The sequence below is a fragment of the Flavobacterium sp. KACC 22758 genome (assembly GCF_028736135.1).
GTDB lineage: Bacteria > Bacteroidota > Bacteroidia > Flavobacteriales > Flavobacteriaceae > Flavobacterium > Flavobacterium johnsoniae.
The window spans coordinates 1,067,771-1,081,236 of sequence record NZ_CP117878.1; the positions used below are offsets into that span (position 1 = coordinate 1,067,771).

11 protein-coding genes are annotated in these 13,466 nt (G+C 32.2%); 9 read left to right on the forward strand and 2 right to left on the reverse strand.

Annotated elements, in window-relative coordinates:
• Positions 1 to 189: 189 nt before the first annotated feature.
• From PQ462_RS04685 to PQ462_RS04700, 4 genes are all read left to right on the forward strand, one after another.
• Entirely contained in the window at positions 190 to 1,110 is a 921-nt protein-coding gene (locus PQ462_RS04685; RefSeq protein ID WP_274252532.1) for a DUF4274 domain-containing protein, read from the forward strand.
• 6 nt (positions 1,111 to 1,116) lie between these two features.
• Complete coding sequence (locus tag PQ462_RS04690; protein WP_274252533.1) at positions 1,117 to 1,533, forward strand: hypothetical protein; 417 nt, start codon at positions 1,117 to 1,119, stop codon at positions 1,531 to 1,533.
• Between the two features lie 84 nt (positions 1,534 to 1,617).
• Positions 1,618 to 2,637: a 2-hydroxyacid dehydrogenase gene (locus PQ462_RS04695; protein WP_274252534.1), complete on the forward strand. Its 1,020-nt coding sequence runs from the start codon at positions 1,618 to 1,620 to the stop codon at positions 2,635 to 2,637.
• A 90-nt stretch (positions 2,638 to 2,727) separates the two neighbouring features.
• A complete protein-coding gene (locus PQ462_RS04700; RefSeq protein WP_274252535.1) occupies positions 2,728 to 3,324 on the forward strand; it encodes a hypothetical protein in 597 nt (198 codons plus the stop codon).
• Positions 3,325 to 3,402: 78 nt separating this feature from the next.
• Here PQ462_RS04700 and lysS read toward each other — a convergent pair whose 3' ends face one another.
• Positions 3,403 to 5,106: a lysine--tRNA ligase gene (lysS, locus tag PQ462_RS04705; protein ID WP_274252536.1), complete on the reverse strand. Its 1,704-nt coding sequence runs from the start codon at positions 5,104 to 5,106 to the stop codon at positions 3,403 to 3,405.
• A 296-nt stretch (positions 5,107 to 5,402) separates the two neighbouring features.
• Between lysS and PQ462_RS04710 the strand changes: the two genes are divergently transcribed.
• The 3 genes from PQ462_RS04710 (at position 5,403) to lipB (ending at position 7,712) form a co-directional block, all read left to right on the forward strand.
• Positions 5,403 to 6,128 (forward strand): hypothetical protein, encoded by a 726-nt coding sequence (locus tag PQ462_RS04710; RefSeq protein WP_274252537.1) that lies wholly within the window; start codon positions 5,403 to 5,405, stop codon positions 6,126 to 6,128.
• 127 nt (positions 6,129 to 6,255) lie between these two features.
• Positions 6,256 to 7,008 (forward strand): hypothetical protein, encoded by a 753-nt coding sequence (locus PQ462_RS04715; protein ID WP_274252538.1) that lies wholly within the window; start codon positions 6,256 to 6,258, stop codon positions 7,006 to 7,008.
• A gap of 5 nt (positions 7,009 to 7,013) precedes the next feature.
• The gene (gene lipB, locus PQ462_RS04720; protein ID WP_012023998.1) at positions 7,014 to 7,712 is read left to right on the forward strand and encodes a lipoyl(octanoyl) transferase LipB; all 699 of its coding nucleotides are present in this window, start codon (positions 7,014 to 7,016) and stop codon (positions 7,710 to 7,712) included.
• 35 nt (positions 7,713 to 7,747) lie between these two features.
• Here the strand turns inward: lipB and PQ462_RS04725 are convergent, their stop codons facing one another.
• Complete coding sequence (locus tag PQ462_RS04725) at positions 7,748 to 8,413, reverse strand: ribonuclease HII (protein ID WP_274252539.1); 666 nt, start codon at positions 8,411 to 8,413, stop codon at positions 7,748 to 7,750.
• 338 nt (positions 8,414 to 8,751) lie between these two features.
• On the opposite strand from PQ462_RS04725, the gene PQ462_RS04730 reads away from it, so the two are divergent.
• Positions 8,752 to 11,940, forward strand: a complete 3,189-nt coding sequence (locus PQ462_RS04730; RefSeq protein ID WP_274252540.1) for a SusC/RagA family TonB-linked outer membrane protein — start codon at positions 8,752 to 8,754, stop codon at positions 11,938 to 11,940.
• A gap of 3 nt (positions 11,941 to 11,943) precedes the next feature.
• On the forward strand, positions 11,944 to 13,386 hold the full coding sequence (locus tag PQ462_RS04735; RefSeq protein ID WP_274252541.1) for a RagB/SusD family nutrient uptake outer membrane protein: 1,443 nt from the start codon (positions 11,944 to 11,946) through the stop codon (positions 13,384 to 13,386).
• Positions 13,387 to 13,466: the final 80 nt, after the last annotated feature.

Genomic DNA, 13,466 nt, shown 5'->3' on the forward strand with positions numbered 1-13,466 from the left:
TAAACTGATTTGGTTTAATTTATATTGTTTAGGTTCTGCTTTATTTATAGTTTATAAATTATAAATGAGAGAACACCAATGAGAATTTTATTTTTTTTATAATAAATATTTAAAACCGCAACTTATTTGTAAGAATAGTTTTAAATTTGAAAAATGTTTTAAGTTTTAGATAAAAAGAATTAAAAGAAGATGGAAGAGTTTAATAAAAAGAATAAGAACAGGGTTCTTGATGCAGTAAATGGCGAGATGTCCTACCAAAAATTGACTGCTCCGGAATTGCATCAATTCGTTATGCATTGGAATTATGATGACGGAATTGAGCCTTTTAAATGGATTATAAAGCAAAAATATCTTGATAAGGGAACAGCTCTCTGTTTATATTGGATGCTCCAGCCGGATTATTTTTGCAGGTTTGAGAATGAAGATCAAATAAAGGATCAATTTAATTATGAGAATTACAAACTGATAAAAGAAATTGAAGAAAAATATGTATCTGGTTTCTATACTGATGAAAATTTCTCATTTGATCCAAACGAAGAATTTTTAGATCAAAATACCAACACAAAATGCATTCCTAGTGTAATGCTTTTAAAGTCAGCAGGAAATGTTTTTGAAAGGCTGGATATTGAATTTGCTTTTTTAAGGAAACCAAATGAAAAAGAAATAAAATCGATTAATACAAAGATTGGAGATGCTGTAAAGATTATTCAGGTTTCAAATCCTAATTTTGTATACAATCAAACAGATGAAGCAATAAAGGCAATAATTGAAAGTGTTGAGTATTGGAAAGAAAAAGATTTAGGCAAAATCAAAATCAAGAATCTTTCTTATTTATGGCTTGATTGCGTTCGCCAAAAGCATAATTGGGAATGGATTATTTGGGATTGGGAAACAGGAAATAACATCGGAATCACAAATTCTACAAAAGAATTAACCTGCTTGGCAGATACTATTATAAATCATACAATAGATGGATTTCAGCAATCTTCAATAATTGTTGATTTATATAATGATTTGGCAGGAGTAACTAATTTTTATGATTTAAGAAGAGACCCTTACAGCGGGATTGGTTTACTTTTTAGCACTGACCATTTAAAGTTTAGAGAATAATAAATCATGGCATTAAGAAGAATTACGATTGAAGATAATGTCTATTTGTATAAATCTGTGACTGGATTTGGAACCGGTATAGATATAGCAACATTTGAAATAACAATATTTTTAGAGAATTATAAATTGACGCCATTGAGAATTAATTTTATTACTTGGGAAGATATGTATGCTGGAAATCCTTTAAAAACAGGTATAAAACTAACTAAGTTATCGACTAAAGAAGAAGAAGTTGTCAATTTAAACCGACCTAAATATATTAGAGAATTTATTTTGTATGGCTTAAATTTGGGTTGGAATGGTAAAAATAAAGTAGAATCTATTAATGGTCTAAAAATGCTCATGAGTTTAGATTATGATGTTTCCATCTTACACCCAAAAAAGGGTTTTATTATTGCTCATGGAAAAGAATATTTGAAATAAGTTGATTCTTCATAATCAGAGATTTACTTCAGAATTAATTGCTTAATTTAGTAAAACCAGAAATTAAGAACCAAAACAATGATTATGAGTTTATCAGAAATATCAAAAAGAATTGCTTTTTTTTCAACTCAGCCTTATGACAAAACGTTTTTTAATCAATACAATGCTGATTTTGGTTTTCAATTAGATTTTTACGAAACGCAGTTAAATCCGCAAACGGTGGTTTTAATCGAAAATGCTTCTATCGTTTGTGTTTTTGTAAATGATATTGTAAACGAACAGGTTATTAGGCAATTAGCAGAAAAAGGCATAAAAATTATCGCTTTGCGTTGTGCAGGATTTAATAATGTAGATTTGGATGCTGCAAAAAAGTATGCAATTAAAGTCTGTCGCGTTCCAGCTTATTCACCACAAGCAGTTGCAGAACATGCGATGGCCATGATTTTAACTTTAAACCGAAAAACACATAAAGCTTACAACAGAGTCCGTGAACAAAATTTCTCCTTAAACGGATTATTAGGTTTTGACTTATTCGGAAAAACAATCGGGATTATTGGAACAGGAAATATAGGAAAAGCATTTTCTAAAATTGCTCTTGGTTTTGGCTGTAAAGTTTTGGCTTATGATATTGTTGAAAATGAAGAAATGAAAAAGGAAGGCGTATCTTTTGTTGGTTTAGAGGAGATTTTTAAATCAAGTGATATTATTTCGCTTCACTGCCCATTAAATGACCAGACGAAGCATGTAATTAATAAGACTTCGATTTCTTTTATGAAAGATAATGTGATGATTATCAATACAAGCCGCGGTGGATTAATAGAAACTTCAAGTGTAATTGAAGGTTTAAAAGAAGGTAAAATAGGTTATTTAGGAATTGATGTTTACGAACAGGAAGAAAAACTGTTCTTTAGAGATTTATCAGCAGATATTATACAGGATGACGCAATTCAGCGTTTAATGAGTTTTCCAAATGTTTTGGTAACGGCGCATCAGGCGTTTTTTACTAATGAAGCTTTAACCCAGATTGCTTTGGTGACTTTTAACAATATAAAATCATTGTTAGCGAAAAATGATATTGAAAACAAAGCAGCTCTGCTGGTTTAAATTATCTTAGGTTTAAACCCAATAGGTTTTTATCCCGAGGCTTCGGGACTGTCGGGTTTGGAAGAAATTTTTAATTTAAAATATCAGATTATGAAAAATAAAATTCTAATCCTAGTTACAATTTTGGCATTATATTCATGTCAGAATAAAAATGATTCAAAAAATATTGTCAAAACAATTGTTCAGGATACTTTATCTAAAACAATAGGAGGAACAGCAAATTTAAGCGATGCTCCGCCAAGAGATGATAAAGCAGTAGATCTGATAAGAAAACAATTAAATGTTTTATTAAAAAAAGATATTCCTGCAATGACAAAAGAGGATCGTTATTTTTATTACGAAGAATTTGATTTGAATAACGATAAGAAAAACGAGTATTTTGTTGGGTTCTCTAATTCCTATTTCTGCGGAAGCGGAGGCTGTTCTGGATATATTTTAAATAGCGATGGAAGTGTAATTAATCATTTTACCGTGACCGATTTTCCAATTTATGTTACGACTTCATCTACTGAAAAATTTTATAACCTTTTGATGAAAAGCGGCGGTTTATTTCATCATATAAAAATGAAAAACGGAAAATATCCTTCGAATCCATCTATAGAAGAAAAATGGAAAGGAGATGTTCCTAAAGAAAGTACTAAGGTTTTGGATATCAATGATAAAAAGTATGAAAAATATTCGTTCTAAAAAGAAAACCCGACAGGTTTTTAAAACCTGTCGGGTTTGAATATTATAAGATCCAATTTGGGATTTTAATTTTGGAATTTAACCAACTAGTTCCACAAATTTAAACTCGCCGTCAACAACAACTTTGGTTAAACCGTGTTTAGATAAGTTTTTCATCGACGCATCCCATTTTTTACCGCTTAAGTTAGCTGTAATTTTTAGCTGCGTTAAATCCATTCTATTTTCATTTTTCGTAAGCAGGTCAATGATAAATTTTTCTTCATCAGAAAGTTCAATCTGCGCTTGTTTTTTCTCAGGACGCATTTGAGGGAACAATAAAACTTCCTGAATAGAAGCATTGTTTGTTAAATACATAATCAAACGATCCATACCAATTCCCATTCCAGATGTTGGAGGCATACCGTACTCAAGAGCTCTTAAGAAATCTTCGTCGATAATTCCGTTTGCTTCGTCATCACCTTTTTCAGAAAGGCGCATTTGGTCTTCAAAACGTTCTCTTTGATCGATTGGGTCATTTAATTCAGAATATGCATTTGCAATTTCTTTACCGCAAACCATTAATTCAAAACGCTCAGTCAAATCTGGATTATCTCTGTGTTCTTTACAAAGCGGAGACATTTCTTTAGGATAATCTGTAATGAAAGTTGGCTGAATATAATTTCCTTCACATTTAGCTCCAAAAATCTCATCAATTAATTTTCCTTTACCCATTGTTTCGTCAACCTCGATTCCCATTCCTCTAGCCGCTTCAAACAATTCTTGTTCTGTTTTTCCAGAAATGTCAAAACCAGTAAAATGTTTGATAGAATCTGTCATCGTAACACGTGCATAAGGCGCTTTAAAGTTGATTTTGTGCTCGCCAAAAGTAACTTCGCTTGTACCATTTACTGCAATCGCACAATGCTCTAATAAACCTTCAGCAAATTCCATCATCCAGTTGTAGTCTTTATAAGCTACATATATTTCCATTGCAGTAAACTCAGGATTATGCGTTCTGTCCATTCCTTCGTTACGGAAGTTTCTAGAGAACTCATAAACACCTTCAAATCCACCAACAATTAATCTTTTTAAATACAACTCATTCGCAATACGCATGTAAAGCGGAATATCAAGTGAGTTATGGTGCGTAATAAATGGTCTTGCCGAAGCTCCACCAGGAATTGACTGTAAAACCGGAGTATCAACTTCAAGATATCCAGCATCGTTAAAATAACCACGCATTGCAGTAAATAACTTTGTACGTTTAATAAACGTTTCTTTTACCTGTGGATTTACAGTTAAATCTACATAACGCATTCTGTAACGCAATTCAGCATCGTTGAAAGCATCGTGTACATTTCCGTCTTCGTCAACTTTTGGTAAAGGTAACGGACGTAATGTTTTGCTTAAGAAAGTAAAGCTGGTTACTCGAATACATTTTGCTCCAACTTGTGTAGTAAACAATTCACCTTCAATACCAATAAAATCTCCTAAATCGGTTAATTTTTTGAATACTTGGTTGTATAAAGTTTTATCATCCCCTTCGCATAAAACATCACGGTTTACGTACAATTGAATACGTCCTTCGCTGTCTTGTAATTCAGCAAAACAAGCTTTACCCTGATCACGAACACTCATCAAACGTCCCGCAACGATAACCTTCTTACCTTCCTCAAAAGTTTCCTTTATCTGCTTCGAAGTATGATTTACAGGAAAAAGATTAGCTGGATAAGGATTGATTCCCAGATTGCGTAAGTTTTGAAGTTTTTCTCTTCTGATGATTTCTTGTTCTGATAATGCCATTTTGTGCTCTATTTTTTAAGTGTGCAAAGATAAAGAAAAGAATGCAGAATTTAGAATGCAGATTTTAGATTTTTTGCAGCATCAATTTATTGGGGTTCAACCACCTTTAGTCCCGCTATCCGCTTGTATCTTTTCTTCTCTAAAGAAGGGAAAAAAAGGATATCGCTTCTATCGGGGCTGGACTAGATATTTTGTTTTTGGGATGTTTCTATTGTTGAGTAAAATATTTCTGTAAGAAATAAACGTAGAAAAACTTACTATCTTAGCTTCTTAGAACCTTAGCATTTTAAAAATAAATGAAATATTTATCGATTTTTCTACTATTGGTTTCTTTTACCGGCTGTCAAGTTACCGAAACTATTACAATCAATCCAGACGGAAGCGGTGTTATAGAAATAAAACAACATCGAGAAGAAAACAGCTATATGCAGCTTGCAGGCGAAGAATACACTAAAGAGAATGTTTTTAAGGATACGACTTATGTTTTTAAGGACTACATTAATAAATACAAGGAAAACTTTTCGAAATATCTGCCGGAAGAACAGCAGTTATTTCAAAAATATGCCAATGTAAAAGTGCATACCAAAAGAAGTTCTTTTGAAAAAGAATATAAAAATGAGTTTGTCCTTCATTTTAATGCAGTTTCGGAAATTCCGGATTTGTATAAAACGGAAGATTATGCATCAGATATTGAGCATAATTATGCCTTAAGTGCAGAAAATCATTATTTCAGAATCGGCTATAATTTTGACGGAAAAGCGTTCAGCCGTTTGGTTTCGATTATAAATAAAACAGAGCTGGAAAAAGCAAAAAAACAATCTAAGGAATTCAATGCTAAATATGGAGCTTTAAAACTGGTACAGTCATATATTTTAAATTATCATTTTCCAAGAAATATAAAATCAGTTTCTAATTCAAAAGCTTTTATTAGTGCAGACAAAAGATCTTTAACCTTAGAATTCCTGCTTTCAGATTGTTTGCAAGATCCTGAAATGACAAATTTAGAAGTGGTTTTAGAGTAAATTTATCTGTGCGGTGTCCGTTACATCTGCCAAATCTGTAAGCCATTTTTTCGCCTAAACTATTAAACAAATGAACAATTAAACAATTCAAAATAGACTTCGTATCTTTGATAAAAATTGTACTACGATGAAATTATACAAATTATTTGGTTTCTGCCTTTTATTAGCAACTCTAACGAGCTGCACTTTTACTGAAAATATTACAATTAACGATAACGGAACCGGAAAATTCTCTGTAGATATGGATGGTTCGGCTTTAATGGAAATGGCGGGCGACCAGATAGGAAATCAAATGGGAGCTGATGCAAAAAAAGAGATCGATTCTAGTTTTACTTTCAAACAATTATTTGACGAGAAAAAAGACAGTATTGCAAAACTATCACCCGAGGCTCAAAAAGAAATTAAAAAACTCGAAAATTTTGTAGTCAATACTAAAATGAGTTCTGAGAAAAAGCAATTTTTAATGACTTTGTCGACTGACTTTAAAAATGTAAACGAAATGCAGGATATTCTGCAGACACTCAGCACACTTCAAAAACTAGAAGGCGGAGCAGCAGCATCTCCTTTTGGAAGTGGTTTTGGAGACAATAACAGTAAATTAAGTTATAGTTACGACGGGAAAAAATTCACCAGAAAAGCAGTTATTGATGCGCAAAAAAAGGCACAAAAACCAAAAGATTCTGCCGGAGATATGTCTAAAATGATGTTTGCTTCTTCAACTTATGTGGTGAAATATAATTTCCCAAAAAAGATAAAAAAAGTATCCAATCCAAACGCTTTATTCAGCGACGACCGAAAATCAATTACAATTCAATACTCTTTCACGGATTATATGGAGAATCCTGACAAACTTAACTTTGATGTTGAGTTTGAAAAATAATTAAAATGAATAAAAAAATTCAACTTCAGGATCTGGGAAACAGAGACTATAAATCGACTTGGGAATATCAGGAAGAACTTTTTCAGGATATTGTCGATTTAAAAATCAAAAACAGAAGAGAAGAACTGGACTTGCCAACATCCAATTATTTATTGTTTGTTGAGCATCCGCATGTTTATACTTTAGGTAAAAGCGGCGATTTAGAAAACTTATTATTAAACGAAAAACAGCTCGAAGCAAAAGGAGCAGCTTTTTATAAAATTAATCGCGGCGGTGATATCACATATCACGGACCGGGACAAATTGTGGGATATCCAATTCTGGACTTAGAAAATTTCTTTACGGATATTCATAAATACCTGCGTTTACTCGAAGAATCTATGATTCTGACTCTGGCAGAATACGGATTAGAATCTGGCAGAAGTGAGGGCGAAACAGGAGTCTGGCTAGGAGTTGGAACTCCGTTTGCACGTAAAATATGCGCAATGGGTGTTCGCGCTTCGCGCTGGGTAACCATGCATGGATTTGCTTTAAATGTAAATGTAGATTTAGGTTATTTTGATAATATTATTCCGTGCGGCATTCGTGGAAAAGGTGTTACATCTTTAAACGTTGAACTTGGCGTAGAAAAAGTAGATGAAGACGAAGTAAAGTCTAAAATCATAAAACATTTAACTCATTTGTTTGAAGCTGAAATAGTTTAAAATAAAAAAAGACTTATCTTTTGATAAGTCTTTTTTTATTCAAAAAAATTAAGCTCTAATTGATCCGGCAGAAGTCTAAAACTCATTCGGTGATATTTTGTAGTGCCATATTTTTTAATGGCTTCGCGATGTTCTTTTGTTGGATATCCTTTGTTTTGTTTCCAATTATACATTGGAAATTCTTCATGAATTTGATCCATATATTCATCACGATAAGTTTTGGCTAATATCGAAGCTGCGGCAATACTCAAAAATTTAGCATCACCTTTAATTATACTTTGATTAGGGATTGATTTTAAGAGTTCAATTTCTTCTACAGAAAATTGTTTTCCAAAAGTGTTTTTCAATCCTAATTTTGCATTTAAAGAGCGATTTCCGTCAACAATAATATATTCAGGAATATGTTTTAATTTCAAAATACATTCCTGCATTCCTTTCATTGAAGCATTTAAGATATTTATTTCGTCAATTTCGTCAGGAAATAGATGAGTTACAGAAAAACAAAGCGCTTGTTCTTCGATTACAGGTTTTAAAAGCGCACGTGCTTTTTCTGATAATTGCTTACTGTCGTTTAAGATTTTATTTTCAAAAGCCGTGGGTAAAATTACCGCAGCTGCGGTAACCGGCCCCGCTAAACATCCTCTGCCAGCTTCGTCAGTTCCTGTCTCCAGAGTAAATCCTGAATAATTAAGTTGCAGCATTTTTATTTTTTTTGAACCACAAATATTATATTTTTTTTCTAAAAATCATTAAAAAACAATATTGAAAATAAAGGATATAAAGTCCTTTGTTTTGATAAATTGAATACAAGTTTGTTAATTTTTAACAATCATCTTAATGAAATTATATTTGATTTTAGAAAAGAAATGTGTTTTTAGAAAAAATGATTTATGTAATGCTTTTGTTTAAAAGTAAGTTATTACTGTTTTATATATGTATTTAAAGTAAGAAAAGTATTTAATTTTTAACATTTTAAAATTTGTTTTGTAAGAAAATAAATTGATTTTTGTCAGGTTATTAACTTAAAAATAATTTTAAAATGAGATTAAAATTTACGTTTATTTTAACATTGTTGATGTTGATCTGCACGCAGTTTTCTTTTGCACAGCAAAGAACAATATCAGGAATTGTTACAGATGGAGGTGGAGCGGTTCCTGGAGTCAATGTGATTGTAAAAGGAACCAAAAACGGTACACAAACTGATTTTGATGGAAAATATTCGGTAAAAGCTAAAACAGGAGATGTTTTGATCTTTTCTTACATGGGAATGCAGGATTTTACAGCAACAGTAGGAACCAGTTCTGTTGTAAATGCTAAGATGCAGGAAGATGGAAAAGAATTACAAGAAGTAGTAGTTGTGGCATTTGGAACACAAAAAAAACAAGAAATCACAGGTGCTGTATCTAAAATTGATGCTAAGCAGTTAGAAAACACTCAGGCATCAAACGCAATACAATCTTTATCGGGTAAGGTAGCTGGTGTACAAATCAGCTCTAATTCAGGGCAGCCTGGAGATAAACCTCAGGTACGATTTAGAGGTCTTGGGTCAATTTCATCATCAAATGAACCTTTGTATGTTGTTGATGGTATTCCTTATAATGGTGATATCAATGCTATTTCTTCTCAAGATATTGAATCTATTAGTTTTTTAAAAGATGCATCTTCGAATGCACTATATGGCAGCAGAGGAGCAAATGGTGTAATTATTATTACCACCAAAAAAGGAAAAAAAGGAACACTAAGAGTGACTTATGAAACTAAAATTGGAGTTAATTCAAGAGCAGTTCCAGAATATGATATGATTACTGATCCTGGGGAATATTATAAAGCGGTTTATAATAGAGTTAGAAATGGATTAATTTATCAAGGCCAAACGCCTGAAAATGCATCAAATATTGCTGTGCAGAATTTAGTTAAAGGAGACACTTATTCATTAGGATATAATAATTTTAATGTTCCTGATAATCAAATAATAAATATTGCAAATGGACAAATAAATCCAAACGCTAAGTTGCTGTATCATGATACTTGGTCTAAGGAATTATTTAGAGAGGCTGCAAGAACTGAACATTTTCTCAGCCTTTCGGGCAGTACAGAAAATCTTAGTTCATATTTATCAGTAGGATATCTTTCTGATAATGGATATACAATTAACTCTAATTTTAAACGTACCACAGTTAGAGCAAATGTAGATTATAATGTATCCAGTAAAATAAAAATGGGGGCAAATTTAAATTATGCAAATTCAGATCAAAATGCACCTATATCTCAAGTATCATCTACCACATATAGCAACTTGTTTTATTGGGCAAGAAATATTGCTCCTATATATACAATTTGGCAAAGAGACAGCAATGGAAACATAATTACAAATGCTGACGGCAGCAGGGCTTATGAGTTTAATAAAACGGGTGATCGTCCATATGGATCAAATTTAAATCCGTATGCTACAACTTTGTTAAACACGCATCTAAATCAGGAAAATAAATTTGGTGTCAGAGGTTATGTTTCGGTGGATTTTTGGAAAGGGTTTAATTTTAGATACAACCTTGGTTACGATCTCCTTTCGGGATATAATTTAGACACAACTACTGGATTAGGCGGAGATGATATGGGGGTTAATGGTCGAATTGGCACTGGTACAAAAAATGAATATACAATAACAAATCAGCAGTTATTGTCTTGGAAAAAAACTTTTGGAGATCATAATCTTGAAATTTTATTAGGTCATGAATCTTCTGATTTTAAATCAAAAATGCTGGCTGGGCAAAAAAGCGGTATTGTTATACCTGACTTACCAATTATTAGTAATGCAACAGTATATAATTATTTAGATGGATATAATGATTTATATAAAGTTGAGGGCTATTTTTCTAGATTAAATTACAGTTATAAAAACAAGTATTTTGTTAATGGAAGTTTTAGAAGAGATGGATCATCTGTATTCGCACCAGAAAATCGCTGGGGTAGTTTTTATGGATTTGGGGGAGCTTGGTCTGTATCAAAAGAAGAATTTTTTCCTAAAACAAAATGGATAAATGATTTTAGAATAAAAGGAAGTTATGGAGAACAAGGAAATGATAATATTTATTATCCAGCAACATCCCAAATAAGTCATCGATCATATTATGGCAGTTCAAGAAATTACTATGCATATCAAACTCAATATGAAGTAGTTCCTGATGCAGAAGGAAATGCAAGCGTTCTTACGGTTTATCAAGGAAATAGAGATATTAAATGGGAAAAATCTAAAAACCTGAATATTGGTTTTGACTTGCAATTATTTAACAGATTGAATATTGAAGCAGAATACTTTGAAAGAAATGTCAGCGATTTGATATATAATCGCCCTAATTCTCCATCTACCGGAATTTCATTTATTACTGAGAACATAGGGGATATGTCAAATAAAGGAATAGAAGTAAACTTAGGATTAGATGTGATAAAATCAAATGATTTTGATTTCAACATTTGGCTAAATGGAACACATTATAAAAATAAAATCACTGCATTGCCTAGTCCATTTACAAATGGATATTTTCGATTTGAAGTTGGAGCCCCAGCGTATGCCTATTACCTGAGAGAATTTGCAGGAGTTGATAAAACAAACGGAGATGCATTATGGTATATGGATCAAAAAGACGCATCTGGAAATGTTATTGGTAAAGTAACAACCAATGTATATGGCAATGCAACACAATATTTAAGCAGTAAAGATGCTAATCCTGATGTTTACGGAGGATTTGGAACAGTACTTAGATATAAAAACTTAACATTTCAGGCCAACTTTGCTTATCAGTTTGGCGGATATATGTATGATAGCGTATATCAAACAGCTATGTATTCAGGATCAGATAACATTGGACAAAATTATCATAAAGACGTAACGAAAGCCTGGTCAATAGATAATCCAAATTCTGATATACCACGAATAGATCATATTTCTACTTTGCAGATGGCGGCTTCAGATTATTTCTTAATAAAATCTGATTACATCAGTCTTCAAGATGTTTCTTTATCGTATGATTTTAAGAATAGCATACTTACCGATTTAGGAATCGAATCTACAAAATTCAGCTTAATGGGATCAAATTTAGCTTTATGGTCTAAAAGAAAAGGCATGGATCCTAGATTAAATAATTTAGGAGCAAGAAATAATAATGGGCAAACCTTAAATGTATATGGCGTAATGAAATCTATTTCATTTGGTTTAACAGTAAATTTTTAAAACATGAAAAAAATAATAATATTATCATTGTCGTTGTTAATCTTTACAAGCTGCGAGAAAGATTTTCTTGATACTACACCAGAATCAACAATTAATGATGAACAACTTGCTTCGTCTGCAGAAGCTAATACTGCAGTTATAAACGGAATTTATTCAGCACTTAGATCTTATGGACTTTCTTTAGCTGGTAATCATGAAGATTATGGACATAAATCTATATTGGCAGCTACAGATTTAATGTCTAATGATATGCTGATGTCTAAATCGAGCTGGTATAGTTCTTTTTACAACTATCTGGGAAGACAGCAGACTAATACAAGATCCAGACTTGCATGGAGTATATATTATCCTCAAATAAAGACAACAAATGTTGTGTTAGATGCTGTTCCATCAAGTGTAACTGATGAAAAAATGAAAGCAATCAGAGGGCAGGCATTAGCACTAAGAGGTTATTTTTATTTTATGCTGGCACGTATGTATGGACCAACATATATTGGGAATGAAGATAAACTATGTGTTCCGCTTTATACAGATGTAAGTTTAGAAGGTAAAGCAAGATCAACAGTTAGGGAAGTTTATACTTTAATAGAAAATGATTTAAAAGAGTCTATTGAATTGCTGCAAGGCAATATTCGTAAAAATAATAACGCAGTTGATCAAACAGTTGCGCAGGCATTTTTAGCTGATGTTTATTTGGAAATGGGAAAATATAGTGATGCTGCTCCTTTAGCAAATGCTGCAAGACAAAATTACCCATTACTGACTGAAAGCGAATGGGAACAAGGCTTTTATGATGTAAGTAATAAGGATACAATGTGGGGGGCAACTATAACAGCTGCTCAAAGTAGTTTTGTGGCTAGTTTTTTCTCTCATTTTGATAATACTAATGAATCTGGATATGCTGGAGGTTTAGGAGTTTATAAAAATATTGACAAAAACCTTTATAACAGTATATCGAGTACAGATTTTAGAAAAAAAGCTTTCGTGGCACCAGGCGGAAGTGCAGTTTATCCAGAATTGCCAGAATATGCTAATTTAAAATTTAGGGATCCAACAATTACTGCAGGAGATTATATCTATTTAAGAGCAGCAGCAATGTATTATATAGAAGCAGAAGCTTATGCCAGATCAGGTAATGAGGCATTGGCAAAAAAAGCTTTATACGATATTACAATTACAAGAGATCCTTCTTATGTATTATCTACTAACACTGGGACAGCTTTAATTGATGAAATAATTCTTCAAAAAAGAATTGAATTATGGGGAGAAGGTTATGCCTGGTTTGATATGAAACGTTTAAGTGTTGCACTAACAAGAGATTATCCGGGATCAAATCATCCTGCATTTGGGAAGTTCAATATTCCAGTAGGAGACAATAGGTTTATTTTTCAAATTCCGCAGGCAGAAATTGACGCTAACCCATTGATAGTTCAAAATCCATTGTAATTATATTTTATAATTTCATTTTAAACTGCCCAAAATGTTGGGCAGTTTTTTTTATTTAGTATTAAAAACTTCTCAATACT